The organism is Rhizobium sp. SG_E_25_P2 (genome assembly GCF_029892285.1).
Classification (GTDB): Bacteria; Pseudomonadota; Alphaproteobacteria; order Rhizobiales; family Rhizobiaceae; genus Rhizobium_E.
This window is the reverse complement of record NZ_JARXVM010000003.1, coordinates 31,153-56,144: the sequence shown is the minus strand read 5'-3', so window position 1 is coordinate 56,144 and position 24,992 is coordinate 31,153. Positions and strand designations below refer to the sequence as shown.

The window sequence follows — 24,992 nt, the reverse complement described above, 5'->3', positions numbered from 1 at the left end:
CAAAAGAGGGAACGATCATGACCGGACTGATGATGAATCGCAGGCATTTCCTTCATACAGCAGCGGCGGCGGCCGGCGCACTGGCGCTGAGACCGGGCCTTTCCTACGCCGTCGACGGCGACACGCTGGTGATCCGCGGCGCTTCCGATATCGAAGTGCTCGATCCCGCCTTCCAGAACGGTCTTCTTGAAGAGGAGGTCGGCCGCGCGCTGTTTCTGTCGCTCAACCGGCTCGGCGATGTCCGCGGCGGCACGAAATGGGATCTCTACGCCGCCAAAGAACTCAAGCAACTGTCGCCGACCGAAATCGGTTTTGAGCTGCATGATTGGCTGGAATGGACCGGCGGCTACGGCCCAGTCACTGCCGACGACGTGAAATTCTCCTTCGAACGGGTGAAGGATCCCGCCAACGCCTCGGCCTGGGCCTATGCTTTCGACGCCATGGACAAGGTCGAAGTGACGGGCGAACGCACCGGCGTCATCAAGCTGAATGCGCCCTCGGCGCCCTTCTGGCTGACCACCATGCCCTATTACATGGGCAAGATCGTCTGCCGCAAAGCGGTGGAAAAGGCGGGCGGCAAATTCACCACCGAAGCGCCGGCGACGTCAGGCCCCTATGTGATCGAAAAATGGACGCCGAAGCAGAATCTGTCGCTCGCCCTCAATCCCGGCTGGAAGGGACCCGCCCCGGCCTTCCCGAAAATCCGTTTCGAGATCGTCACCGACGACGAGGCGGCCGCGCTCGCCTATGAATCCAAGGCGATCGACTATGCCAAGATCAGCCTCAACACGCTCGCCGCCTATCGCGACAAGCTGCCGGAGAATACCGACCTGATCGAGATGGACGGCAATCGCTTTCTGTGGCTCGCCATCAACGTCAACAATCAGAAATTCAAGGACGAACGCGTCCGCCGCGCGATCCAATATGCCGTCGATGTCGAGCAGATCATGCAGGGCAGCTATTCCGGTCTCGCCAAGGCGGCCACCGGCGTGATCCCGCCCGGCATGACCGGCCATCGCGACGCGATCCTCTACCCCGCCGACGCCGCAAAAGCGCAGGCGCTCCTGGAAGAGGCCGGCGTCTCAGAGCTGACGGTGGAGTTGATCTGCCAGAACGACAAGACCAGCCAGCTGACCTGCCAGATCGTCCAGGCGCTGCTCGGCCAGATCGGCGTCACCGTCGAGATTAAGGCGCTGGATGACGGCGTCTATTGGACAGTCGGCGACAAGAGTTCGGGCGACCAGTGGAAGACGCTGGAGATCGTGCTGATGAATTTCGCCGGCGGCGTAGATCCCTCCGAAAATCTCACCTGGTTCCGCCCCTCGCAGATCGGCGTCTACAACTGGTCGCAATTCGACAGTCCCGACTTCGAGAAGCTCTATCAGGAGGGCATGGCCGAGACGGACGCGGCCAAGCGCGACGTCATCTACAAGAAGATGCAGGATCTGATGGAGGAATCTGGCGGTTTCGTCTTCCTGACCCATGAAACCTTTGCGGCCGTGGCGCGCAAAGGGCTGAAGCCGTTGATCCTCGCCGATGGCTATCTCGACGTCACCCGCTTCGCCAAAGCCTGACCATAACCCCGATACGGCTCCTCTTCACTGAAAGAGGAGCACTGATGCAGGAGAAGACCATGACGCGACAGGCGGGACGCCGCGAGGCAAGACGTGCGGCAGGCGGGATCAGACAGATGGGTTTTGGCGGCGTCGTCAATCGCTATCCGCCGATCACGCTGTTGAGCGAGGACGAGGTCCATTCCGTCCATCTCGCCTCGCTCGATCTTCTCGCCCGGACGGGCATGGAGGTGATGCATGACGAAAGCCGAAAGCTGCTGAAAGCGGCCGGCGCAGATGTCGACGAGACGAGCCAGCGGGTGCGCTTCGATCCCGCCATGATCGAGGAGATCATCCGCAGCGCGCCGTCGTCCTTCACATTGCAGGCCCGAAATCCCGCCCGGGATCTCCGGGTTGGCGACGGCAGCCTGATTTTCGCGGCCACCGGCGGCCCGGCCTTTGTCTCCGATCTCGATCGCGGCCGCCGCGCCGGCAATTATCGCGATATGTGCGACTGTATCAAAGTCGTCCAGAGCCTGAATGTCATTCACCAGGAAGGCGGATGTCCCTGCGAGCCGACCGATCTCGATCCTGACTCCCGCCATCTCGATTTCTACGACGCGGCCATCCGCCTGACCGACAAGACCTGGCAATGCTGGGCGCTGGGCCGCTATCGGGTCGAAGATGCGCTGGAAATGCTGGCGATCGCGCTTGGCCAGAGCCGCGATGAGTTGCGCCAGAAGCCAGCGACGCTGACGGTGGTGAACTCAAATTCGCCGCTTCGGCTCGACATTCCCATGGGGGAGGGGCTTCTCGCCATGGCGCGGGCTGGCCAGCCGGTGGCGATGACGCCGTTTACGCTGTCCGGCGCCATGAGCCCGGTCACGATCGCCGGGGCGCTCACCCAGCAGAATGCCGAAGCGCTGGCGCTGATCACGCTGGCGCAGATCGCAGCGCCCGGCGCGCCGGTTCTCTATGGCGGCTTCACCTCGAACGTCGACATGCGCACGGGATCGCCGGCCTTCGGCACGCCGGAATACGCCAAGGCGCAGATCGCCTCGGGCCAACTGGCGCGGAAATACAGTATTCCCTTCCGCTCTTCCAATGTCACGGCCTCGAATACAGTTGATGTCCAAGCGGCCTATGAAAGCGGCATGTCGCTGTGGTCGACGATCATGGGCGGCGCCCATCTCATCGAACACGCCGCCGGCTGGCTTGAGGGCGGGCTGACCGCCTCCTTCGAAAAGCTGATCCTCGACGCAGAAATGCTGCAGATGATGCGCAGCTTCCTCGATCCGCTTCAGGTCAACGCCGACACACGCGCGGTCGATACGATCGGCGATGTCGGTCCCGGCGGCCATTTCTTCGGCGCGCCGCACACGATCGCCCGTTTCGAAAACGCCTTTTACGAGCCGATGCTGTCGGATTGGCGGAATTTCGAAACATGGTCCGAAACAGGGGCCCGCAGCGGCACCGAACGCGCCAACGCCATCTGGAAGGAGCTGCTGAGAACCTATCAACAGCCGGCATTGGATCCCGCGATCGAAGAAGAACTCGAAGCCTATATCGCGCGCCGCAAAGACGAAATTGGCCGCGGCCAACTTGACGCGGCCTGATTAGGCCGCGCGCGATGAGCAGGGGCGGTTATCTCTCCTTGCTCACCAAGGCCGCCGCTGCGCGGTTGGCGCTGTGCAGAGCCTGCTCGAAGCCTGCTCCCCGCGCCAGCTCCGCGGCGAGAACGCCGGTGAATTCGTCGCCGGCCCCATGAGTGCTGACCAGCTTCACCTTGATCGCCTCGATCGAGTATTCTTCGCCGTCCACGACGGCCGCGACACCGTCGCCGCCGGCCGTCACCACGACGGCGGGGAAGCGTTTTGCCAGCGCCCTGGCTGCATCGAGAGCGCCGGAGAGAGAATCGACCACGGCTGAACCGCCGATCTGCTCGGCCTCGATCGCATTGACCACGAGGACATCGACGAGCCCCGCCATCTCCTCTGACAGCGGACGCGCCGGCGCGGCGTTCAGGATGACCGCGCCGCCTGCCTCGCGCATGGCCTTGGCGGCGGCGATGTTGGCGGCTTCGGGCGCCTCGTTCTGCAATACCAGAACAGCCCCATTCGTGAAGAGGTCCACTGCGGCGTCAATATCGGCCTGTCCCAAAGCCAGATTGCTGCCGGAAACGATGACCGCGCCATAATCGCCTTCGGCGTCGAAGATCGCCACGCTCATGCCGCTGCCTGAACCGGCAAGCGTGCGGACATGGCTGTGATCGACCCCGCCGGCCTTGAGATTGTCGATGAGGGCCTTGCCGAAGGCGTCGTCGGCGACAGCGCCGATCATGGCCGTTGCGACGCCGGCGCGGGCGGCGGCCACAGCCTGATTGCCGCCTTTGCCACCGCATTTCGGCTCCCAGGCGCGGCCGGTGACCGTTTCGCCCTTGCGTGGACGGTCGGGGCCATAGACCATGATGTCGTAGTGCAGGCTGCCCAACACCACAACCGACGGCTTGGAACTCATGGGATCTTGTCCTTTCGCTTCGACATGACGGCGGCCATGGTTTTTTCGAGATTGCGTTCGGCCGCCTGGTAATTGCGTTGTGCGACCGCCATGAACAGCGCGTCGAGAATGTTGAGCTGCGCGATGCGGGCCGCCGCGTTTTCGCCCATCAGCGGCGAGCCCTGCGCGGTGGAACAAAGCACGACATCGGCGATGCTGGCCAAGGCAGACCCGTTATAATTGGTCACCGCAATGGTGCGGGCGCCGTTCTTGCGCGCCAGTTGCACCGCATCGATCACTGCCGTGGTGTTGCCGGAATGGGAAAAGCCGATCGCGACATCATCCGGCCCGAGAAGCGAAGCCGACATCAGCATCAGATGCGAATCGTCCTGAACACTGGCGCGCACGCCGATGCGCAGAAACTTGTGGGCCACGTCGCGAGCGATCTGGGCGGAGCCGCCGACGCCGTAGAAATCCCGCTGCCGGGCGCGATAGACAAGATCGGCGGCGCGGTCGAAGGCCTCGATGTCGAAGATCGACAGCGTCTCCTCCAGAGCCTGGATCGATGTCCGAAACACTTTCTGGACAATCTCGCGCGACGTGTCCTCGGCAGAGAGTTCCTGATGCATTTCCGCCGTCGGCAGCCGGTTGTAGAGCGCCACGGCGGACCGGAAATCGCGATAGCCCTGAAAACCCAGCTTCTTGGTGATTTTCACCACCATGGCTTCGGAGACGCCAGCCTCGGTCGCCACATCCTTGAGAGCTGTTTCATCCGAAAAGCTCCGCAAGGCGAATACCGTCTCCACCACGCGCGCCTCCAAGGGCGTGAGCTTCGGCATCATCATGCGGATGCGCGGGCCCACTGCCCTGGGATCATTGTCTGAATTCATCCTTTTCCCCTCGTCACGCGATCGATCATCATCGCGACGAGGATAATAAGCCCAGTGGCGAGCAGTTGATAGAAGGCTTGCACATTCATCAACGTCAGCCCGTTGCGCATGCTGCCGAGAATGATCGCGCCGAGCAGCGTGCCGACAATGCTGCCTTTGCCGCCCATCAGCGACGCGCCGCCGATCGCCGCCGCCGCGATGGCGTCAAGCTCCCAGAGATTGCCAAGAATGGGTTCCGCCGCGCCGAGGCGGCCAATCAGAACCATCGACGCCAATGCCGCGAGCAGGCCCGAAATCACATAGGCGGTGATCTTGGTGAGCGCGATCGGAACGCCCGCGACATAGGCGGCCTCCTCATTGCCGCCGACGGCCAGCATATACTCGCCGAGCGGCGTCTTTTTCAGCAGCATCCAGGCGAGGAAGGCGACGACCGCCACCATCAGCACGGAGTTGGGAATGCCCATGACGGAGCCGTTGAACAGGGTGCGGAACCCCTGGGGCACACCGAGCACTGGATTGCCGCCGGTATAGATGAGCGCGATGGCGCGATAGGTCGAGAGGGTGCCGAGCGTAACGATGAAAGGCTGCAGACCGACATAGGCGACCAGCACCCCATTGACGAGCCCGCACATCGCGCCGATGCCGAGGCCCGCGATCAGGGCAAGGGGAACGGGCGTTCCCATGACCAGAAGCGACGCCGTCACCACGGCGGCGATCGCCGCCGTCGGACCGACCGACAGATCGATGCCGCCCGAAATAATCACCAACGTCATGCCGAGCGCCAGGCAGGCATTGATGCTCGACTGCTGGAGAATATTGACGAGGTTGCGCTGGCTGAGAAAATCAGGGGCAAGCAGACCAAAGATGGCGATAATGATGATCAGCCCGATCAGGGTGCCCGCATCGCGCAGCGACAGCGAGGACAACAAGCGGGAAGGGGCGGCAGCATCCTGGCGGATTGTGTCAGACATGGTGGAGTTCCTGTTTGTCCGAAAGCGCGGCGGGCTTACCGACCGCATGGGACACGATGATTTCCTCGGTAAGCTCGGCGCGGGAGAGTTCGGCGGCGATGGCGCCATCGCGCATTACCAGCACACGGTCGGAGACGCGGATCACTTCCGGCAATTCAGAGGAGACGACGATGATCGAATGGCCTTCGGCTGCGAGGTCTTCAATGAGACGATAGATTTCCGATTTGGCGCCGATATCGATGCCGCGCGTCGGCTCGTCGAAGAGAAGGATTCTGGATCCGGCGGCCAGCCAGCGCGCGATGATGGCCTTCTGCTGATTGCCGCCGCTGAACAGCCGGATCGGCCTGTCGAGCAGGAAGGGCCGGAGGTTGACCCGCTTCAGCAGGGTCTCAGCGGTCGACGCTATGCGGCGATGGCGAATGACGCCTGATGTCGAGAAGGCCGGCAGCGATGGCAGGGCCATGTTCATGGTGACCGAACGGCCGGGAATGATGCCTTCGCGCTTTCGCTCTTCGGGCAGCAGACCGATTCCAGCGGCGATCGCCGATCGTGGTCCGTCCAGTTTCAGGGGCGCGCCGTTGACCATGATTTCGCCAGAGGTCAGCCGATCAGCGCCGGCGAGCGCGCGCAGAAGCTCGGTTCGACCTGAGCCCACCAGACCGGCAACGCCAAGGACTTCGCCCTTGTGAAGAGAAAAAGTGATATCGCGGACGCGATCCGTCGTGAGATGGCGCACGTCGACGCTCACATCAGGCGTGGCGTAACCGCGATGGTCTTCCTTGGCGAGTTCGCGGCCCACCATCATGGCGATGACCTGACGCGGCTCGGTCGTCTTGAGATCGACCAGGCCGACCATTTTGCCGTCGCGCATTACGCTGGCGCGTTCGCAAAGACCAAAGACTTCGTCCATTTTGTGCGACACATAAATGATCGACACCCCGCTTTCGGACAGCTTGCGGATGATCTCGGCGAGCCTGACGAATTCGCTGGGCGTCAAGCTCGATGTCGGCTCGTCCATGGCGATCAGTTTGGCGCGATCCAGAAGCGCCCGCGCAATCTCGACGACCTGGCGCTGAGCGACGCGGAGCGAGGAAATCGGCGCTGCGGGATCGATGGAGGGATCGATCATCGCGAGCGCTTCGCCGGCGCGCCGCTCCTGTTCGGATCTGTTGACCAGCAAACCGCCGAACCGGGTGATGGAATGGCCGAGGAACATGTTCTGCGCCACGGTGAGATGCGGCACCTGCTGCAGTTCCTGATGGATCATCGCCACGCCTGCGCGGCGCGCGTCCTCGGGTTTGCGAAAATGGAAGTCCTCGCCATCAATGCGGACGACGCCGCTGGTGGGGCGATAGACACCGGAGAGGATCTTGAGGAGAGTCGACTTGCCCGCGCCGTTTTCGCCGAGCAAAGCGTGGATTTCACCGGGGGCGACGTCGAAAGAGACATTCGACAGGGCGCGCACGCCGGGAAATTCTTTGGTCACGGCGTCGAACGCCAGCCGCGAAACAGCCATGGAAATGCCTTTCGGAAAATGGGCGGCCGCAGGGAAACACAGCCGCCCGGGCCAGCTTTACTTGCCGGCCGCCTTCATCAGGACGGCGCGGACATCGTCAGGCGCGCCCTGAAACTCCTTGTAGTTGTCGGCTGTGATCAGCGCTTGGGGCGTGGCCACAACGCGCGGCAGCTTCTGGCCGGACACCAGACGGAGCGCGACTTCCAAAGCCACTTCGCCTGTCAGCACCGGGAAGGAGTCGACCGTGCCCGTCAGTTCGCCTGCAGCGATCGACTTGTAGGCGTCGGAAATACCGTCAGTGCCGAAGACCACGACCTTGCCGGCAAGACCGGCGGCCTTGACTGCCTCGACAACGCCAAGCGCCATGCCGTCATTGTTGCAGTAGAAGCCAACGAGGTCGGGATGTTGCTGCAGAATGTTGGTGGCGGCGTCGTAGGACATCTGGCGATCCCAATTGCCGGGAACGCTGGCGACGACCTGAAACTTGCCGCCGTCCTCGATGGTCTTCTTGAAGCCGTCGGTGCGCTGCACGGCGGCATAGACGCCAGCCTGACCTTCGATGATCGCAACCTTGCCGCCCTCGGGACGGTTTTCGATGAACCACTTGGCGACGCGCACGCCATTGTCGCGCTGGACATTGCCGACATAGTGCTCGGCCTGCGGGATAACGGCGTCATTGACGTTGACGACGGGGATATTGGCGGCCTTGGCCTGTTCCATCACCGGCTGCAAATTGGCGTCGGTTTGCGGCGAAACCAGCAACACCTTGTAGCCCTGGGTGACCATGCCTTCGGCAATTGTCAGCTGGCCGAGCTGATCGCCCTCGCTCTGGGCGGCCTGATAGGCTATCTCGGCGCCGACCTTGTCAGCGAAGCGTTTGTAGCCATCGCCCAGGGAACGCCAGTATTCGTTGGTGAGCGTCTTGGAGACGCCGCCGACCTTGATGCCCTTCTCAACGGCCGGCATGGGGCCGAGCTTGGATTCCAGTTCGGACCAGTCCATACGATCCGGCTCAGAGTCCGAATTGAGCGGCGCGAGGTCCTGGGCGGCGGCGACGCCGACCCACAGGCTGGCGGCAAGCGCCGCAGTAAACAGTCTCTTCATGTCATCCTCCCGAAAGATGCTGGGGTTTATGCGTCCGCGCCCATCATCAGCTCCTGGATGATGGATTGAGCGGAGACGGCGTCCTGGCGGTCAATCGCACCGGTGAGGCGATTGTCCTGCTCGAGGCGTTCCACGACCTTCAGCATGCGCTGGACGGTCTTGATATTCACCTCGCATTCGTGGACCGGATCAAGGCCGGTCAGATCCGGAAACGTGTCGAAATAGATGGCGCCCTGATAGCCGTCGCGGCGGATCTGGCGCAGCAGCTCGATGGTCTGCAGCGTGTGGACGGCGCCGACCATCAGCCCGTCGTCGCGCTTGGCGTAACCGTCGTTCAGATGCACGCCGAGCAGCTTGCTGTGGCGAGCGATCATGGACGCGGCGAAAGCAGGCTGCTCATCGGCGTAGAGCACATGGGCGAAATCGAGCGTGACGCCGAGATTGGCGGCGCCGACATCCTTGATCGCGAGCAAGGTCGTGGCGCAGTCGGGCATCAGGCTGTAGGAGCGCGGCTCGTTCGGCTTGTATTCGATAGAGATCTGACATTCTGGATCATGTTCACAAACTTCACGAATTCCTTCGATTTCGTGCATCCATAAACGCGCATAGTCAGCCTGGAACGCGTAATCAAAACCGTCCTGGCCGAGCCAGATTGTCATGAGATTGCTGCCGGCGGCGCGCGCAGCGTCGATGCCGCGCTTGGTCAGATCGATCGCCTCGCGCCGCACCGCTTCATCCGGATGGGTGAAGGCGCCGAGCTTGAAAGCCGGATTGGTGTAATAGCGCATCGCGAAGCCATTGATTAAAAGACCGAGGTCCTGCAGCCTTTTGGCGATGTCTTCGGGGTCTTCTGAGACATGGTCGGGATAATTGAGGTCGAGATCCGTCAACCCTGGAACCGACGCTGCGCGCTCGGCCATCATCATCATCGTGGGCTTGCCGGAATGGTCGGGCCAGGCAAGGTGAGCGCCAGAGGCGAAGGAGTTCAGGCGGGTTGCGAAACGGGTGTCTGTCACGGATCTGTCCATCATTGTCTGATGGCATCACTTCACAAATATATGTTTGTTTGTAAAGTTAGAAAATGTTGTGCGACGCACCAATTCTTTCTTGTGCCCGCACCGCAGGTCAAACCAAGGCGCACGACGACGCGAGAACGTCCCGACTGGGCGTTGTCACCGAACCTTGGTCCGTTACAGCAAAGCGGGCTCTATCAGGATCGCCCTGAAGTCATTAACGTTGGTCAGCGTCGGGCCAGTAACGATCTGGCCGCCAACGGCTTGGAAGAAGCTGTGCGCATCATTCTCCGCCAGGTATTTGCCGGCATCGAGCCCGGCTTGCGCTGCGAGGGCCAATGTCGCGGGATCGACCACTGCGCCGGCAACTTCAGCCGCGCCGTCGACGCCATCTGTGTCGCAGGCGAGCGCATGAATGCCGGGGGCGCCATTGAGCGCCAAGGCAAGCGCCAGACAGAATTCCGCATTCGGTCCGCCCACGCCTGCGCCGCGCCGCGTCACGGTCAATTCGCCGCCCGACAAAAGCAGGACGGGCGCGTCGCCTGGCCGCATCGAGGCGCGGATCTCCAGCGCCTGACGCGCCTGTAGGATCGCCACGTCCCGAGCTTCGCCTTCGAGGGCATCTCCCAGCATCCGCACTTCGCAGCCGGAGCGGGATGCGAGATCCGCCGCAGCGTCCAGCGACTGACGAGGAGCTGCGACTATGACATTGTCGACGCAAGAGAGTTTGGGATCGCCGGGAGCCATCACGCCGGTTGCGCGGTTAAGCGCGCACTCCACGGATGGGGGAACAGCCACGCGCCAGCGCTCAAGCGCGGCGCGCGCATCGGCTGGCGTCGAGCTGTCTCCCACTGTCGGACCAGAGCCGATAAAAGCGGGATCATCGCCAGGCACATCCGATATCAGCAGCGCCAGCATGTGGGCGGGATAGGCCGCTACCGCCAATTGACCGCCCTTGACCCGGCTCAGATGCTTGCGCACCGTGTTCATTCGATCAATCGGCGCGCCGGAGGCGAGAAGCGCCTGATTGACCGCCTGTTTCTCCTCAAGTGTGACGCCGTCAACCGGCTGCACCAGAAGCGCGGAGGCGCCACCGGAAATCAGCGCCAACACGAAGTCATTCTCACCGGCGCTTCGGACCAGATCCAGCATCCGCGCCGTCGCCCGGAGCCCGGCCTCGTCAGGCACCGGGTGGGCGGCTTGGACAATCTCGACGCCCTGGCAGGGACGGCCATAGCCATAGCGCGTGATCACCAGCCCATTGCAAGGACCCCAGGCCGCCTCGACCGCCTCTGCCATGCGGGCGCTCGCCTTGCCCGCTCCGACCACCAGAATCCGACCGTCAGGCTTGGGAGGCAGAAACCCGGCCAGCGAGCGCATGGGATCGGCAACTTCAACCGCCCGCTCGAAAAGCCGTTTCAGAAAATCTCGGGGATGCTCGATCACGCTGGCGCTGCTCTTATCATGAGATGGGATGAGCATTGTCTATCTGAGTCGCACGCGTCTTTCCTGCATATGCTATCAGCTCGCATTTTTCACCATCGCACGCCCTTCGAGACCGGATGTGGCGTCCTCCCAGCGCAGATCGCCTTTGTAACGCCAGGCCAATTGCCCCGCATCATCGAGCGAGAAGAGGCTCAGCCAACCATTGTCGAACAGCGCGCGGACTTGCGGATGGCGCTGCAGGATATCTGAAATTGCCGCCCTCGGAGCGTCCACCGCCACCGTCAGGCGCAGCGGCTCATGCAAGAAACCCTCGCCGTCATGCACCGATTGCCAGGGAAGTCCGGCGCGAAGGGTTCCGCCATTGCCTTCGACCACGCCGATGCCGCCGACGACATTGTGCAACAGCTTGTTGCCGGCCCCAAACAGCGAGGGCGCGACCGAAGAGCCGAAATATTGCAGGCTGATCCAGCTCGCCACCACCACCGGCGCCGTCAGGATCAGTTCGAGGATCTTGAAACCCTCGTCCTTCCGCCAGACATAGTCGTGCAGGAAGGCCTGCCCCTCGAGCGACCGTCCGACCGTGCGGCTCCGCGGCGCGGCGATGAAGGCGCGGCAACCGGCGAGGCCGAATTCCGGGCGCACTTCCGACCAGTCGCGGCTCCGTCCGCTCACGTTGCCCGCCTTGGCGCGCGGCAGCCTGAGCGCGCGTTCCGCCCTCGTCAGCTGGCCCGCCAGCGCCAGCCAATTCCGGATGCGCGACAGATCTTCTGCGGCGACAGCGGCGTCGACATCATCCGTAAACAAGGTGACGGCGTCGGTCGTTGTGTCATGCAGACCGGCCAGGAACACAGTATCCGTCGGGATGCGGATGCCCTTCAGCGCCAGCCTCTCGCGTATGTCGCGATCATTGAGCAGGTCCGCGAGCAGACGCGCATTGACATCACCAGCATAGCCGCCGCAGGCGCCGCAATGCAGCGCGCTGGCATAGGGATTGTTTACCGTATTGGCGCCATGACCCGCGATCAACACATAGCGGCCGAAGCCTTCGGTCAGCGACATCGCTCTGAGCACCGTCTCGGCCATGCCGGCGCGCTGATCGAGATCGAGGCTCGGAGAAAAGCGTGGCTTGGCGGCGTCGGGCCGCTTGCCCTTGCCGAAACAGAGGCCGTCGCGCAGCAATTTGGCCGCATAAACAGGCCCCATTGCCTCCACAAAGGCGAAGGAAGACACCGCCGCCAGCTTGAACCGCCCCCAGGCGCGGATAGCGCGGGCGCTGAAGCGCGCCTGCCGATCGGCATCCTTGTTCTCCTCCACCTCGGCGCAGGTGAAGACCGACGGCTTCAGCAGAACGGGCAGGCGGTGTTCGGACACATCGGAGGCAAAGCCCTTATGGCTCGCGCCGAGGCCGAAGAAGCCGGCGAAGCCGAGCGTCCGGATGCTGCTATCGGCGCTTTCGAGCGCGCGCCTGAAGACTTCCGACCGGACATCGATGCAGAAGGCGGCCTGCAGCATAGGTCTGATTTCGGCAAGTTTGTCGGCCTGCGGCGCGGCGAGGAGAGACGCCAGCTTGCGCTGGGCCGCCCGCTCTACGGCCTGCTGCAGCACGGCGTCGATGCGTGTATCGGCATCCGGGGTTAGCGGTCCGGCATGGATCTTCCGCACCTTGCGCCATTCTTCTTCGATTGCGGCTTTGCGCCTGACAAAAAGCGCTTCCTCGAAAACGAGCCGGATAGCGAGCAATTCGAGCGGGGAGGGGTCAGTGCGGCCCGAGACTTCGGCCTTGAACTGAATGTGCCGCGCATATTGCGCCCAGCCGCCGAGCGTCAGCAGCAGTTGGTGGAAGTATGTCCCCGGCTCGGCTCCGAGGCCGAGCGAGACGGCGGCCCGTTCGATCGCGGCCTCGGGCGCCTCCGGCGTGTCGGCCACATGCGCGCCGAAACCCTTGAGACCCAGGATCTCCGGCGTCAGGTCATGCATGGCGAAGGCCCGCCAGGCGGCGTAGAGGCCATTGCGGCGCGAGGCGGCCCAGAGCGCCTGTCCCTCATCGAAGAAGCCGGCGGCGAAGGCCCCGATACGATCCGCCACGAGCCCGGGCCAATCCCTTCCGTCAGCGCGAGCGGCGAGATCGGCGATGGTCGGCAAGGCGAAGACCGGCTTCGGCTCCATCGTCACCGCAGATGTGATCGCTGCGAGGTCCAGATCGACGGCGCCTGCGGAAGCCAGAGCCGACAGCAGATCCTCTTGGGCAATCTCGCCCGATGCGATCTTGTCGGCGTAATGCTTGCGCGGCAGAGCGAGACGCACGCCGGCGATCCGGGAAAACAGGGCGGCGGTCTTGTCGAACCTTTCGGTTGCCTGGCCGAGAAAGGGATTGACCGCGACACTCGCCGTCAGCGGCCAGGCCGGCGGGATCGCCGTGATAGCCTTATCCGCCGCACGAGCGAGCGCCTGACCACGCAGCGTATCGAAAGAGGGTGTATCGGCCATGGGTTCACTCCTTTACGGACGCAGGGATTGAGGCGACGGGGCGGTCAAACGACCAGCCCCCGAGAAGACGATCGAACAGCGCGTTGACATAGAGCCCGTTGGCGAGATGCACGCGAAGGCCCGCAGCTGCCGGATGATAGGCCCAGAGCGGAAACAGCGACTGGGCGACGGCCACCGCGCCGAAGGACACGACGGCGAGCAACATCAACGTCCATTCGAGCGGACCGGGCGAGGGCGGCGGCGGCAACACGTCATGCATCAGCATGTCGGAGACGCGGTGCAGCCCGAAATAGGCGGTGGCGGCCGAGATGGAGTAGAGCGACGTCCGCCCGGTCAGCGCCCAGGGGGCTTCATCGGCCAGGCCTTGGGCGATGAGATAAGCGACGCCGAAGATCAGCATGGCGCCGAGCGCCAGCGCCTGGACCGGCATAGGACCGAAGCCGAACAGGAAGCCGATCGCGGCATAGATGATGAGGGCCAGGAGGAAAGCCCGGCCGACCGCCCGGGCGTTGGGGATCGCCACAGGACCCGGCCGGCGGAGGGACGCGACCCTTTCGACCGCCGAGCCGGAGGCCAGGAAGGCGTGCGCCTTGTAGAGCGAATGGGCGACGATGTGCAGCAGCGCGATCGGAAACAGGGCCAGGCCGCATTGCAGGATCATGAAGCCCATCTGCGCGACGGTCGACCAGGCGAGCGAAGTCTTGACCGCCGGCTGGGTGAGCATCACCACACAGCCGAACAACGCCGTGAAGCCCCCAACCATGACGAGAACCGCCAGCACGCCCGGCGCCTGCAGCATGACATCGGCAAACCGGATCAGCAGGAAACCGCCGGCATTGACCACCCCGGCATGCAGCAGCGCGGAGACCGGCGTCGGCGCTTCCATCATTTCTGTCAGCCAGCCATGGGTCGGAAACTGCGCCGATTTCAGCAGCGCGGCGAGCGCGAAACACGCAGCGGCGCAGACCGTCAGCGGCAGACCCCGACCCTCGCGCGCGGCGGCCAGAATGGTCGCGATATCGCCGGTTCCGAAGGAAATCGCCAGAAGCGCGGCGCCGAAGATCAGCGCGGCGTCGCCGATGCGGGAGACGATGAACTTCTTGCGCGCGGCGCGCCGGGCGGCGGGCCGCGCCGGATAAAACAGCAGGGGCCGGTGCAGCAGCAGGCTTGCGCCGACCCAGCCGATGATCAGGACCAGAAGCGAGCCCGCCTGCACCAGCAGCAGGACCGCCGCCAGGGTTGCCGTCATCCAGCCCGTGAATGCGCCTTGCCGGGCCTCGCCGTCCAGAAAGGTTCCTGCGAAGCGAAGCACCACCCAACCAATGAAGGAGACCAAAGCGAGCATCACCAGACTGACGAGATCAAGGCGAACGGACAGGGTGAAATAGCCGAGGCCGATGGTCGCGCTGGTTCCCGCCCCATAGAGGCCGAGCACAAACCCCGAAGCGGTAATAACTATTATGGAACTTAATGCGGCGACTTCAGCGGCGCGGATCGCTCCGCGCGGACGCAGGCCCGGGGATCTGAAGGCGTAAAGCGATGCCGCCGCGAGCAACAGCGGCGCAAGAAGCGGTAAAGCATGGATCATGAGATATCTCCGATCAGAGCTGCGGGCCTGGGAGGCGGCGCCGCGCAATTCACGGCTTTGTTATCAGTCGAGTATGCTCAATAAAAATTCATTGTTTCTGCAATTTCGTTCTATATTATAGAACCATGTCTGAGCTGAACTATCATCATTTGCGCTATTTCCGCGCCGTCGCCCATGACGGAAATCTGACGCGCACGGCCGAACGGCTGAACTTGTCGCAATCGGCTTTATCAATTCAGATCAAGCAGTTGGAGGAGCGTTTGGGGCATGCGCTGTTCGAGCGTCGGGGCCGGCAACTGTTTCTGACCGAAGCCGGCAGGATCGCGCTCGACCATGCCGACACGATTTTCTCCACCGGCGAGGAACTGGTCGAGACGCTGAAGGAAACCGGGCGAACCCGTCGCGCCATCCGCATCGGCGCGCTCGCGACCCTGTCCCGCAACTTCCAGATCGAGTTTCTTCGCCCCATTCTCGGGCGCTCGGATGTAGACATCATCCTGCGTTCGGGCAGCGCCAGCGAATTGCTAGGAGCGCTGGAGGGGCTCAATCTCGACATCGTGCTGTTGAACCAGGCGCCGATGGCCGACTCCGTCACCCCCTTTATCGCCCAGCATGTCTATCAGCAGCGGGTGAGCCTGATTGGCCGTCCGACCTATGGCCAAGCAGGCGCGACGCTCGCCGATCTCCTTGCCGCCCATCCGGTCATTCTGCCGACGCTCGAAAGCGGCGTCAGGGCGCAATTCGAAGCGCTCGTCGCCCGTCTCGGCGTGACGCCGCAAGTGGCCGCGGAAGTGGACGACATGGCGATGATGCGTCTTTTGGCGCGCGAAGGCGCTGGCCTCGCAGTGTTGCCGCCGATCGTGGTCAAGGGCGAACTCGAAGCCGGCTCGCTCATGGAGTTCGACGCCCTGCCCGGCATGATCGAATCCTTCTACGCCGTGACAGTCAAACGCCGCTTCCCCAATCCGCTGATCGGCCCGTTGCTCGATCATGCGATGGACAGGGATATCGGCTGAGGGCCCATAAGCCCCACAGATGAGGCGAAGAGCAGATACTAATTTCAGCCGGTGAATGCAGAAGGGCGGCGCACATGCCGCCGCCCTCGTCTTGATAGCAGGATCAATTATTCGCCGAGCGACGCCTTGAGCTTGGTCACCTCGTCGGCTTCCATCTGGCCGACGGTCGTCACTTCGCCGTCCTTGATCTTCCACAGGCGGAAGGGGCCGGTGATGTCGCCATATTTGTCGAAGCTGACATTGCCGATGACGCCTTCATACTTGATCGGCTTGCCTTCCTTGAGAAGCTTCAGCGCCTTTTCAAACTCCGCCTTGCCGGCATGGATGGGCTCGCCGCCCGGGGCCACGACTTCCGGAATAGCGGCCTTGATGGCGGCCTTGTCGGCCTTGCCGGCCTTGGCGATGGCGAGCGCGACGATCGCGCCGGCGTCATAGGAGCGGTCTGCCGCCGGCGCCGCCGGCGAGATGCCGCCCGAGAATTTTTCGTAATTGGCATTGAAATATTCAGTCGACGCGGTCGGGCTGGTGCCCGAGGACGTGCCATAGGCTTCGTTCAGATATTGCGCGCCGACGGCGGAGATGAAGTCTCCGGAATTCATGCCGTCATTGAGCAGGAACTTGGCCGGGCCGCCGCCGGAGATCCAGGCGCGGGCAATGGTCGCGCCATCGACAGGCGTGCTGACGAGATAGAGGGCTTCCGGCTCGCCGTTCATTGCGGCGCTGGCTTCGGCCGAATAGCTCGCCTGCTTTTCGTTATAGGGCGTGGTGGAGGTGATGACGCCGCCGAGCTTGGTGTAGGCGGCGGAGAATTCCTTCACCATGTTGACGCCGAAGTCGTTGTTGACATTGACGATGGCGATCTTCTTGAGGCCCTGATCGATGGCGTATTTGGCCGCCGCCGTGCCCTGCAGCGCATCAGACGTGATGGTGCGGAAGAACACGCCATTGGTCTTGCCCTCGCGACCCAGCGCCGTCAGCGTCGGCGAGGACGAAGCGGGCGAGACCTGCGGCACGCCGGCAGGCGCGGTGACCGAGGTCAGGATCGGGATCGACACCGACGAGATGATGCCGCCGATAATCACCGGCGCCTTCTTGATGTTGACCAGCTGGGTGGCCTGATCGACGGCGACATTGCCCTGACTCTGGCTGTCACGGGTGTCCATGACGAGCTTGCAGCCGCCGACGCCGCCGGCGTCGTTGAAGTCGCGGAAGGCCATTTCGATCGATTTCGCGCCGGCCTTGCCATATTCGCCGGCCGGGCCCGTGAGTTCCATGACGACGCCGACGGTGATGTCGCAATCGGCGGCGAAGGCCGGCAGGGCGAGGCCCGCCAGCATGGTGGATGCGAGAACCAGTTTTTTCATGTCATTCCCCTTTGTTGAGATTGTATTTCATGATGCTCCCATGACGTCCCGTCCGATCCCGTTCGAGCGTGTAGACGTCCCCTTCCAGCTCCTTGGCCTCGGCCATGACGGCCTCGATTTCGGAGAGATCCTCGTCCGACAGCGCCGTGTCGGAGATCGCCAGATTGGCGGCGAGATGATCGCGATTGCGCGCACCGACGATGACGGCGGCGACGCCAGGCCGGCGCAGCATGGCGACGCTGGCGATCGTGGCGATGTCGGTTCCGCGCCGGTCGGCGATGCGGCGCAGCGTGCGGAGCAGCGCCTGGAACAGATCCCAGCCGCCGATATCGTCGATGATCAGCTTGTATTTGGTCAGAGAGCGGTTTTCGAGCGGATGCTCGGGCTCACTCACGCCCAGCCAGCGATCACTCAGAAAACCGCCCGCCACCGTGCCGTAGCAGAACAGCGCGAAATTCTTCTCTGCGGCGAGCGCCGTCATCCGCTTCTCGGGCCGCCTGTCGAGCAGCGAATATTGCAGCTGCAGCGAGGCGAGCGTCACGCCGGAGGCAAACAGCGCCTCAATATGGTCGCTATCGAAATTGGTGGCGCTGACCTTGTCGATCTTGCCCGCCGCCTGCAGTTCCTTCAACCAACCCGCTGTCTCCAACCAGCTGTCGACATCATAGGCCCACCAGTGAAACTGGACGAGATCGAGCCGTTCCAGATTGAGCCGCGTGAGCGAGGTGTCGATAACGCCTTCCACATAGGCCTTGCTGATGGTGGGAAGGATGGCGAGATCGGGGACGAATTTGGTGTGCACGCGGATCCGGTCGAGCGCCTCCTGACCGCGAAGATCATGATAGCGCAGCCGAAAACGGCCGATCATTTCCTCGACGCCGGTATAGATGTCGGCGCAGTCGAAGGTGGTGATGCCCGCATCGGCGAAAGCCACCATGTCGTCGATGGCGGCGTCGGGATCGACAGCGCCATGGCCGCCCGCCAATTGCCAGCCGCCGCGAATGACGCGGGAAATGTCGTAGCCGGGTGCGAGGGTGATGCGTTGCATGATGTCAGTCTTTCAAGGGAACGGCAGTGGTTTCGGCATGGCTGAACCGGCGCAGGCCCAGCCGCTTGATGCGCAGACGCGTGCCGCAATTGGGGTCCGGACAGGCGATTTCGGCGTCGGTGGTCATCCAGTCATGCGGATGGGTGGGGCGCTGCTTGGCGGCCAGAAGCGGCAGAACCGAGGCGAGCGAATAGATCGAAAAGCCCTGCCCCGGCGGCAGATGCAGCATCTCGCCGCGAAGCTCGAAATGATCGCCCGGCTTGGCGCCGCAATAGACGGGTCCGTTTTCAGGAATCACCACCTCGACGCGGAGATCGTAGAGTTCAAACAGATCATTGACGCTCATTTTGTTCCTCACGCCGCCTGTTCAGCCAGAAGCCGGGTTCTGACGAGGTCGAAGGATCGGCCGATATCGTCTGCCAGCGCGCGCGTGGCGGCGTCGGCGTCGCGGCGCTCGATCGCTTCGATCATCGCCCAGTGATGGTCGGTGGCGGCAAGCCCGCCCTGCTCGTCATGGATCTGGGCGGCGGCGCGCACGACTGGGCCGGACTGAAGCCACAGACTTTCGACGATCGGGATCAGCACATTGGAGCCGGCCGCCTGATAAATGTGAAAATGGAAGCGCTGGTTGAAGCTCGACGTCACCGGGCCGATGTCTTGGCCATGTTCGGTGAACGCGGCATCGCATTGCCTGTTGATTTCCTTGAGGATCTCGTGATCCTGCAATGTGAGATTGGCAATGGCGAGCTCGACCATCCGTCCTTCGATCAGCACGCGGGCGCGTTCGAGGTCGTCAAGCCGTTGGCGGGTGATCAGCGGCACACGGACGGTGCGGTTCGGCATCGCCTCCAGCGCCTGTTCGGAGACGAGACGGCCAAGCGCTTCACGCACCGGCATGGTGGAGGTCTGCAGCCGTTCGGCGAGATCGACGATGCGCAGCGCGTCTCCGGCGGCGAAGCCTCCCGAGATCAGCGTCTGGCGCAATTGGCCGTAGACGCGATCCTGCACGGTTTCACGCCCGACCGGCGTCAGGCCTTCCACGCGATTGGACTGTATGTCCGTCATCCCCCGCCTCATGCGTTTTCCGGCGAAATACCGGTTGATTTTCTTCCGGTCATAAAGTTTGATCAAACATCACACATCAAATCAAGTCTGAATCTTGCAAATGTCCGCCAGCACAGTTCAAACCACACCGGCCTCCCTCCCGCCCGTTATCGACGCGCGGCGGCTGACCAAACGTTTCGAGGGCCTGACCGTGGTCTCCGAGATGTCGCTCACCGTCGGTCGCGGCGAAATGATCGGCCTGATTGGCCCCAACGGAGCCGGCAAGACGACGATGTTCAACCTCATCGCCGGCAGCCTGAAACCCACCTCCGGCGAACTGTGGATTTCAGGGCGCGAAGTCTCGGGCGCCGCGCCGGAAACCCGCATCTCCCATGGGCTGGCGCGGACCTTTCAGATCCCGCGCCCCTTTCCGGAGATGAGCGTGCTTGAAAATGTGCTGGTCGGCGGCCAGCAGCAGGTCGGCGAAAGCCTGTTCGCCAACTTTCTCCGTCCGTCGGCGGTGCGCGCCCGCGAGACCGCGCTGATCGACAAGGCCCGCAGCCTTCTCGATTTCGTCACGCTCGGCCATCTCGAACATCAGCCAGCCCGAATTCTTTCCGGGGGCCAGCGCAAGCTGCTGGAACTCGCCCGCGTGCTGATGGCCGATCCCGATATCATCCTGCTCGACGAGCCGGCGGCGGGCGTCAATCCCGTCTTGCTGGAGGTGATCATCGAGCGCGTGACGGCGCTCAACCGTCAGGGCGTCTCCATCCTGCTGATCGAGCACAATATGGACATGGTCTCCCGGCTCTGCTCCCGCGTCGTGGCGATGGCGCTCGGAAAGCTGCTGGCGGAAGGCTCTCCGGCAGATGTGGCGGCCAATCCCGCCGTGATCGACGCTTATCTCGGAGGCGGCTTGTGAGCGACATCGTCCTCTCCACCCATGCCCTCGTCGCCGGTTACGAGCCTGACCTGCCGATCGTCCGCGGCGTCGATTTCGAGGTGACGAAGGGCGAACTCGTGGTGTTGCTCGGCCCCAACGGCGCCGGCAAATCCACCTTCGTCAAGGCGATCGCCGGTCTGGTGCCCATCCATTCGGGCGCGATGACGCTGAACGGCCGCGATATCACCCGCGTCGCTCCGCATCGGAAAGTGGCGGAAGGGCTGGGCTTCGTGCCGCAGACCGAAAATGTCTTCGCCACCATGAGCATTCTCGAAAACCTGCAGATCGCAGTTGCGCATCTGCCGCGGTCCCAGCGCAAGACGGCGATCGAGGCGCTTTTTCAGCGCTTTCCAGATCTGGCGTCCAAGCCCTCTCGCCTCGCCGGCGCGCTGTCGGGCGGACAGCGACAGATGCTCGCGGTCGCCCGCGCCCTGGCGCTCGATCCGCCCGTCATCATTCTCGACGAGCCCTCGGCAGGCCTGTCGCCCAAGATCGTCGGTGAGGTTTTTTCCATGCTGCGCAGCGTGAACGCCAGCGGCGTGACCGTGATCCTGGTCGAACAGAATGTGAAGGCCGCGCTCGCCATCGCCAGCCGCGCCGTGATCCTGGCCGAGGGACAGATCCGCCATCAGGGAACGCCGGCGGAACTGGCGGATGACCCGCTGGTCGGCAAGATCTATCTGGGCGCGACCCATCCGAGTGAAAGGGGCTCCCCATGAACCCGCAATTTCTGATGGACGGGCTGATTGCCGGATCGATCATCGGGCTCGGCGCGGTCGGCGTGACGCTGACCTATTCGATCCTGCGCTTTTCCAATTTCTCCCATGGCGAGCTTCTGTCCTGGGGGGCCTATCTCGCCCTCGCCGCCTCGGGCGCGCTCGGCTATCTCGCGCCTGGGCTCTCGGCGCCCATCGGCCCTTTCTCCTTCGGCTGGTCGCTGCCATCGGGACTGCTTCTCGCCATCGTGCTGACCGGACTGCTGGCGTTGGCCGTGGATGCGATGCTGTTTTCCAGTTTTCGGCGCCGTGGCAGCGCCGTGATCATCATGGTCATGGCGAGCTTCGGCGCGTCGCTGGCTTTGCGCAGCCTCCTCGAATTCATCTTCACCTCCAGTCCCGCCTATTTCACCAATGCGCTGCAGATCGCCATGAAGCTCGGCGGGGGCCTGCGCGCCACGCCCGACCAGCTGCTGATGCTGGCGCTGGCGGCCATCGCGGTGATCGTTGTGCATCTGCTGATGACCCGCACCGATATCGGCCGCGCCATGCGGGCGGTCAGTGAAAATCCGGCGCTGGCCAGCATCGCCGGCATCGATGTGCGACGTGTGATCCGCACGGTGTGGTTTCTCGGCGCGGCGCTCGCCTGCGTGGCCGGCGTGATGAGCGGTCTGCTGATCCAGATCCGCCCCTATCTCGGCCATGATCTGTTGCTGCCTTTGTTCGCCGCCGCGATTCTCGGCGGCATCGGCAGCGTGCCGGGCGCCATGCTGGCGGGGCTGATCATTGGCCTCTGCGAAGCGCTGGCGGTGCAGCTTGTCGGCGCGGAATGGCGCGCGGCGGTCGCCTTCGTCATTCTGATCGCGGTTCTGCTCGCGCGACCGCGCGGCCTGTTCGGGAGAGCGTCATGAGCCTCGATATCCTCGCTTACGCCGCCTTCTTCCTGACCATGGCGCTGACCTATGCAGTCATCTGCCTCGGGCTCAATGTCCAATGGGGCATGACCGGGCTGTTCAATGTCGGCGTCGCCGCTTTCGTTGCGGTCGGCGCCTATACATCGGCCATTCTGACGACGCCCGACGCGCCCGATCGGCTGGGCGGTTTCGGCCTGCCGATCGTTGTGGGCTGGCTCGGCGCGGCTGTCCTCTCAGGGCTTCTCTCCTGGGGCGTCGGCGCGCTCACCATCCGCCTGCGTTCAGATTATCTCGCCATCGCCACCTTCGGCGTGGCCGTGACGATGCAGCTCGCCATGCTAAATCTGCAGCCGGTCACCGGCGGCGCCTTCGGCATCGGCTTCATTCCCCGCCCCTTCGGCGCCTGGCAGGAGAATGCCGCGCTGTTCAGCTTCGCCAATTTCGGCGTCATGGCCGTCGTCGTTCTCTGCCTCTATCTCGGCCTGGAGCATCTGGCGAAAAGCCCCTGGGGCCGCGTGCTGCGCGCCGTGCGCGAGGATGAAACGGCGGCGCAGGCGCTCGGCAAGCGGCCGATCCGCTTCCGCTTGCAGGCGTTTACGCTCGGCGGCGCAATCATGGGGCTCGCCGGAGCCTGCCAGGCGCATTTCATCGGCTTTATTGCGCCGGACAATTACATGCCGATCCTCACCTTCCAGGTCTGGGCCATGCTCATCGTCGGCGGCTCCGGCAACAACAAGGGCGCAATCGCAGGCGCTATTCTTGTTTGGGGTCTCTGGGCGCTCACCGCAGCCGCCGTCTCGAGTTTCGTTCCACCCGATCAGCAGGCGCGGGCCGCAGCTCTGCAGATTGTCGCCATCGGCGTCGGGCTCTGCCTGATGCTTCTCTGGCGCCCTCGCGGCCTGTTCGGAGAGGTCAGCCCGCTGAGCCGCCTCAAATCCGCCCGCGCTATAAAAAACAAGGACTGACATCATGACCGCCCGCCCCGACCGTATCCGCCTCACTCCCGATCTCGATATCAGCCGCCTCGTCTGCGGGTTATGGCAGGTCGCCGACATCGAGAAGAATGGCGCAACCATCGATCCCGAATCCGGCGCTGATGCGCTCACCGCCTATGCGAAGGCGGGCTTCGACACATTCGACATGGCCGATCATTACGGCTCTGCCGAGATCATCACCGGCCGGTTGCTGGCCCGCTTCGAGGGCGCCGACAGGCCGCGCGCCTTCACCAAATGGTGCCCGGAGCCGGGCCCGATGAGCCGCGAGATCGTACGGCGCGGCGTCGAGGAGCGGCTGCAGCGGCTGAACGTCTCCAAGATCGACCTTCTGCAATTCCACTGGTGGACATTCGAGCATCCGGCCTGGCTCGACGCGCTGCATGAAATGCAGGCGATGAAGGACGAAGGTCTCATCGGCGCGCTCGGCCTCACCAATGTCGACGCCGCGCATCTGGCGCTGGCCTTGGCTGACGGCATCGAGATCGTCAGCAATCAGGTGTCGTTCTCGCTCATCGATCGGCGCGCGGCAGGCGATTTATCCCGCGTCTGCGCCCGATCCGGCGTCAAGCTTCTCGCCTATGGCACGCTCTGCGGCGGTTTCCTGTCGGAAAAATGGCTTGGGCAGCCCGAGCCGGCCGAAATCGCAGACTGGAGCCGGTCGAAATACAAGCGATTCATCGACGCCGCCGGCGGCTGGGAGCCCTATCAGGCGATCCTCCGCGCCGCCTCAAACATCGCCCGCAAGCACGGAGTGTCATTGTCCAATGTCGCGAGCCGCTGGGTGCTGGAGCATCAGGCCGTCGCGGCCACCATCATCGGCGCGCGTCTCGGCGAAAGCGAGCATCGCGACGACAATCTCAATGTCTTCCGCTTCGCGCTCGACGCTGACGACCATGCCGCGCTGGATGCGGCTTTCGCTGAGACCACGCCCATTCCCGGCGATTGCGGCGACGAATATCGCAAGCCGCCATTCCTCACGGCGTCCGGCGACCTCAGCCATCATCTGGATGCAATCCCTTCGGTCTATCAGGCTGTGCCCGTGCCGGGACGTCCTAATCGTCTCAGGGTATCCTCGGGCAGCGTCTGGGAGCCGATCGCCGGCTATAGCCGCGCGGTCCGCGTGGGCGACCGCATCCTTGTCTCCGGCACCACGGCAACCCATGGTCCGAACCGCTGCGTCGCCCCGGGAGACCCAGGCGCACAGGCGACCTATATTCTCGACAAGATCGCCGCCTCGCTCGCCCCGCTCGGCGGCAAGATGGAGGACGTGGTGCGCACCCGCGTCTATCTGAAGGACGCTAACCAGTGGGAACCGGTCTCCCGCGCCCATGGCCGCGTCTTCGGCGAGGTCTTGCCGGCCAACACGCTGATCGAGGCCGGCAATCTGATCGGCGACTATGAGGTCGAGATCGAGGCGGAAGCGGTGGTCGGCTAGGGCCGCCGCCGTCCCCGCCGATATGGTCACGGCGGAGACGCTCGTTCATCCGTCAACGAGGTTTGAGCGCTCAGGCCTCGACTGTCTCGCGCACATCGTCGAGCAGAAAGTGAACGACCACATATTTCGTCGTCACGCTGCGGCCGCTTTCGCTGACATGTTCCTCGACGCCGCCGTCTGTGGGATGCCAGCGATGGTAATGCGGATTGGTGGTGACCAGCGTGATCGCCTTACCGGAGCGAGCGCCGGCCAGACGATAGCGGGCCTCGGCAAGCGGCCAGATGCGCTCGAAATCCTGCTGGGTGAGGCGCACCTTCAGCGCCTGACGCGACGCGGGTCTGTCCTTCGCCCTCCCCTCGCCGTCGCTCGCCGGCTCTTCCAGCGTCACCTCCTGGGCTCCATCCAGAATGAAATCGAGGTCGTCAGGCCACTGTCGTCTCATGAAGTCGCTCC

General features: G+C 63.5%; 22 protein-coding genes. 8 read left to right on the top strand and 14 right to left on the bottom strand.

Going from position 1 to position 24,992, the window contains the following annotated elements; translation table 11 throughout:
- Nucleotides 1-17 precede the first annotated feature (17 nt).
- The gene (locus M2360_RS06250) at nucleotides 18-1,574 is read left to right on the top strand and encodes an ABC transporter substrate-binding protein (protein ID WP_280773699.1); all 1,557 of its coding nucleotides are present in this window, start codon (nucleotides 18-20) and stop codon (nucleotides 1,572-1,574) included.
- Nucleotides 1,575-1,618: 44 nt separating this feature from the next.
- Nucleotides 1,619-3,169: a trimethylamine methyltransferase family protein gene (locus M2360_RS06245; protein ID WP_280773698.1), complete on the top strand. Its 1,551-nt coding sequence runs from the start codon at nucleotides 1,619-1,621 to the stop codon at nucleotides 3,167-3,169.
- 28 nt (nucleotides 3,170-3,197) lie between these two features.
- On the opposite strand, the gene M2360_RS06240 is transcribed toward M2360_RS06245, so the two are convergent.
- From M2360_RS06240 to M2360_RS06200, 9 genes are all read right to left on the bottom strand, one after another.
- Nucleotides 3,198-4,070, bottom strand: a complete 873-nt coding sequence (locus tag M2360_RS06240) for a ribokinase (RefSeq protein WP_280773697.1) — start codon at nucleotides 4,068-4,070, stop codon at nucleotides 3,198-3,200.
- Entirely contained in the window at nucleotides 4,067-4,939 is an 873-nt protein-coding gene (locus M2360_RS06235; protein WP_280773696.1) for a MurR/RpiR family transcriptional regulator, read from the bottom strand. The genes M2360_RS06240 and M2360_RS06235 overlap by 4 nt, the downstream gene beginning before the upstream one ends.
- Entirely contained in the window at nucleotides 4,936-5,910 is a 975-nt protein-coding gene (locus tag M2360_RS06230; RefSeq protein WP_280773695.1) for an ABC transporter permease, read from the bottom strand. Before M2360_RS06230 ends, M2360_RS06235 begins: the two co-directional genes overlap by 4 nt.
- Nucleotides 5,903-7,426: a sugar ABC transporter ATP-binding protein gene (locus tag M2360_RS06225; RefSeq protein WP_280773694.1), complete on the bottom strand. Its 1,524-nt coding sequence runs from the start codon at nucleotides 7,424-7,426 to the stop codon at nucleotides 5,903-5,905. The genes M2360_RS06230 and M2360_RS06225 overlap by 8 nt, the downstream gene beginning before the upstream one ends.
- A 57-nt stretch (nucleotides 7,427-7,483) precedes the next feature.
- Nucleotides 7,484-8,530 (bottom strand): substrate-binding domain-containing protein, encoded by a 1,047-nt coding sequence (locus M2360_RS06220; RefSeq protein ID WP_280773693.1) that lies wholly within the window; start codon nucleotides 8,528-8,530, stop codon nucleotides 7,484-7,486.
- 26 nt (nucleotides 8,531-8,556) lie between these two features.
- On the bottom strand, nucleotides 8,557-9,546 hold the full coding sequence (locus M2360_RS06215) for a sugar phosphate isomerase/epimerase family protein (protein ID WP_280773692.1): 990 nt from the start codon (nucleotides 9,544-9,546) through the stop codon (nucleotides 8,557-8,559).
- Nucleotides 9,547-9,720: 174 nt separating this feature from the next.
- On the bottom strand, nucleotides 9,721-11,025 hold the full coding sequence (locus M2360_RS06210; RefSeq protein WP_280773688.1) for a glycerate kinase: 1,305 nt from the start codon (nucleotides 11,023-11,025) through the stop codon (nucleotides 9,721-9,723).
- Nucleotides 11,026-11,064: 39 nt separating this feature from the next.
- A complete protein-coding gene (locus M2360_RS06205) occupies nucleotides 11,065-13,476 on the bottom strand; it encodes a DUF2309 domain-containing protein (RefSeq protein WP_280773686.1) in 2,412 nt (803 codons plus the stop codon).
- A gap of 4 nt (nucleotides 13,477-13,480) precedes the next feature.
- Nucleotides 13,481-15,064: a proton-conducting transporter membrane subunit gene (locus tag M2360_RS06200; protein WP_280773684.1), complete on the bottom strand. Its 1,584-nt coding sequence runs from the start codon at nucleotides 15,062-15,064 to the stop codon at nucleotides 13,481-13,483.
- A 125-nt stretch (nucleotides 15,065-15,189) separates the two neighbouring features.
- Here M2360_RS06200 and M2360_RS06195 point away from each other — a divergent pair, with 125 nt between their 5' ends.
- Entirely contained in the window at nucleotides 15,190-16,080 is an 891-nt protein-coding gene (locus tag M2360_RS06195) for a LysR family transcriptional regulator (protein ID WP_137154312.1), read from the top strand.
- Between the two features lie 107 nt (nucleotides 16,081-16,187).
- Here the strand turns inward: M2360_RS06195 and M2360_RS06190 are convergent, their stop codons facing one another.
- Genes M2360_RS06190 through M2360_RS06175 form a run of 4 tightly spaced genes read right to left on the bottom strand, consistent with a single transcriptional unit; the run spans nucleotide 16,188 to nucleotide 19,557 of the window.
- Nucleotides 16,188-17,444: an ABC transporter substrate-binding protein gene (locus tag M2360_RS06190; protein ID WP_280773679.1), complete on the bottom strand. Its 1,257-nt coding sequence runs from the start codon at nucleotides 17,442-17,444 to the stop codon at nucleotides 16,188-16,190.
- 1 nt (nucleotide 17,445) lies between these two features.
- Nucleotides 17,446-18,492 carry an aldo/keto reductase gene (locus M2360_RS06185; RefSeq protein WP_280773677.1) on the bottom strand — a complete coding sequence of 349 codons (1,047 nt, stop codon included), beginning with the start codon at nucleotides 18,490-18,492 and terminating at the stop codon, nucleotides 17,446-17,448.
- Nucleotides 18,493-18,496: 4 nt separating this feature from the next.
- The gene (locus M2360_RS06180) at nucleotides 18,497-18,838 is read right to left on the bottom strand and encodes a TIGR04076 family protein (RefSeq protein WP_280773675.1); all 342 of its coding nucleotides are present in this window, start codon (nucleotides 18,836-18,838) and stop codon (nucleotides 18,497-18,499) included.
- 8 nt (nucleotides 18,839-18,846) lie between these two features.
- Nucleotides 18,847-19,557, bottom strand: a complete 711-nt coding sequence (locus M2360_RS06175) for a GntR family transcriptional regulator (protein WP_280773673.1) — start codon at nucleotides 19,555-19,557, stop codon at nucleotides 18,847-18,849.
- 100 nt (nucleotides 19,558-19,657) lie between these two features.
- On the opposite strand from M2360_RS06175, the gene M2360_RS06170 reads away from it, so the two are divergent.
- The 5 genes from M2360_RS06170 to M2360_RS06150 are packed head-to-tail and all read left to right on the top strand — an operon-like array spanning nucleotide 19,658 to nucleotide 24,539.
- Nucleotides 19,658-20,458: an ABC transporter ATP-binding protein gene (locus tag M2360_RS06170; RefSeq protein ID WP_280773672.1), complete on the top strand. Its 801-nt coding sequence runs from the start codon at nucleotides 19,658-19,660 to the stop codon at nucleotides 20,456-20,458.
- A complete protein-coding gene (locus M2360_RS06165; protein ID WP_280773670.1) occupies nucleotides 20,455-21,198 on the top strand; it encodes an ABC transporter ATP-binding protein in 744 nt (247 codons plus the stop codon). Before M2360_RS06170 ends, M2360_RS06165 begins: the two co-directional genes overlap by 4 nt.
- Complete coding sequence (locus tag M2360_RS06160) at nucleotides 21,195-22,106, top strand: branched-chain amino acid ABC transporter permease (RefSeq protein ID WP_280773668.1); 912 nt, start codon at nucleotides 21,195-21,197, stop codon at nucleotides 22,104-22,106. The genes M2360_RS06165 and M2360_RS06160 overlap by 4 nt, the downstream gene beginning before the upstream one ends.
- On the top strand, nucleotides 22,103-23,074 hold the full coding sequence (locus tag M2360_RS06155) for a branched-chain amino acid ABC transporter permease (RefSeq protein WP_280773666.1): 972 nt from the start codon (nucleotides 22,103-22,105) through the stop codon (nucleotides 23,072-23,074). The genes M2360_RS06160 and M2360_RS06155 overlap by 4 nt, the downstream gene beginning before the upstream one ends.
- Before the next feature lie 4 nt (nucleotides 23,075-23,078).
- Nucleotides 23,079-24,539: an aldo/keto reductase gene (locus M2360_RS06150; protein WP_280773664.1), complete on the top strand. Its 1,461-nt coding sequence runs from the start codon at nucleotides 23,079-23,081 to the stop codon at nucleotides 24,537-24,539.
- Nucleotides 24,540-24,609: 70 nt separating this feature from the next.
- On the opposite strand, the gene M2360_RS06145 is transcribed toward M2360_RS06150, so the two are convergent.
- The gene (locus tag M2360_RS06145; RefSeq protein ID WP_280773646.1) at nucleotides 24,610-24,981 is read right to left on the bottom strand and encodes a hypothetical protein; all 372 of its coding nucleotides are present in this window, start codon (nucleotides 24,979-24,981) and stop codon (nucleotides 24,610-24,612) included.
- Nucleotides 24,982-24,992: the final 11 nt, after the last annotated feature.

Excerpts from the sequence above, each read along its gene's own strand:
- M2360_RS06250 (WP_280773699.1), top strand. The coding sequence starts at position 18 with ATGACCGGACTGATGATGAATCGCAGGCATTTCCTTCATACAGCAGCG.
- M2360_RS06245 (WP_280773698.1), top strand. The coding sequence starts at position 1,619 with ATGCAGGAGAAGACCATGACGCGACAGGCGGGACGCCGCGAGGCAAGA.
- M2360_RS06240 (WP_280773697.1), bottom strand. The coding sequence starts at position 4,070 with ATGAGTTCCAAGCCGTCGGTTGTGGTGTTGGGCAGCCTGCACTACGAC.
- M2360_RS06235 (WP_280773696.1), bottom strand. The coding sequence starts at position 4,939 with ATGAATTCAGACAATGATCCCAGGGCAGTGGGCCCGCGCATCCGCATG.
- M2360_RS06230 (WP_280773695.1), bottom strand. The coding sequence starts at position 5,910 with ATGTCTGACACAATCCGCCAGGATGCTGCCGCCCCTTCCCGCTTGTTG.
- M2360_RS06225 (WP_280773694.1), bottom strand. The coding sequence starts at position 7,426 with ATGGCTGTTTCGCGGCTGGCGTTCGACGCCGTGACCAAAGAATTTCCC.
- M2360_RS06220 (WP_280773693.1), bottom strand. The coding sequence starts at position 8,530 with ATGAAGAGACTGTTTACTGCGGCGCTTGCCGCCAGCCTGTGGGTCGGC.
- M2360_RS06210 (WP_280773688.1), bottom strand. The coding sequence starts at position 11,025 with ATGCTCATCCCATCTCATGATAAGAGCAGCGCCAGCGTGATCGAGCAT.
- M2360_RS06205 (WP_280773686.1), bottom strand. The coding sequence starts at position 13,476 with ATGGCCGATACACCCTCTTTCGATACGCTGCGTGGTCAGGCGCTCGCT.
- M2360_RS06200 (WP_280773684.1), bottom strand. The coding sequence starts at position 15,064 with ATGATCCATGCTTTACCGCTTCTTGCGCCGCTGTTGCTCGCGGCGGCA.
- M2360_RS06195 (WP_137154312.1), top strand. The coding sequence starts at position 15,190 with ATGTCTGAGCTGAACTATCATCATTTGCGCTATTTCCGCGCCGTCGCC.
- M2360_RS06190 (WP_280773679.1), bottom strand. The coding sequence starts at position 17,444 with ATGAAAAAACTGGTTCTCGCATCCACCATGCTGGCGGGCCTCGCCCTG.
- M2360_RS06185 (WP_280773677.1), bottom strand. The coding sequence starts at position 18,492 with ATGCAACGCATCACCCTCGCACCCGGCTACGACATTTCCCGCGTCATT.
- M2360_RS06180 (WP_280773675.1), bottom strand. The coding sequence starts at position 18,838 with ATGAGCGTCAATGATCTGTTTGAACTCTACGATCTCCGCGTCGAGGTG.
- M2360_RS06175 (WP_280773673.1), bottom strand. The coding sequence starts at position 19,557 with ATGACGGACATACAGTCCAATCGCGTGGAAGGCCTGACGCCGGTCGGG.
- M2360_RS06170 (WP_280773672.1), top strand. The coding sequence starts at position 19,658 with ATGTCCGCCAGCACAGTTCAAACCACACCGGCCTCCCTCCCGCCCGTT.
- M2360_RS06160 (WP_280773668.1), top strand. The coding sequence starts at position 21,195 with ATGAACCCGCAATTTCTGATGGACGGGCTGATTGCCGGATCGATCATC.
- M2360_RS06155 (WP_280773666.1), top strand. The coding sequence starts at position 22,103 with ATGAGCCTCGATATCCTCGCTTACGCCGCCTTCTTCCTGACCATGGCG.
- M2360_RS06150 (WP_280773664.1), top strand. The coding sequence starts at position 23,079 with ATGACCGCCCGCCCCGACCGTATCCGCCTCACTCCCGATCTCGATATC.
- M2360_RS06145 (WP_280773646.1), bottom strand. The coding sequence starts at position 24,981 with ATGAGACGACAGTGGCCTGACGACCTCGATTTCATTCTGGATGGAGCC.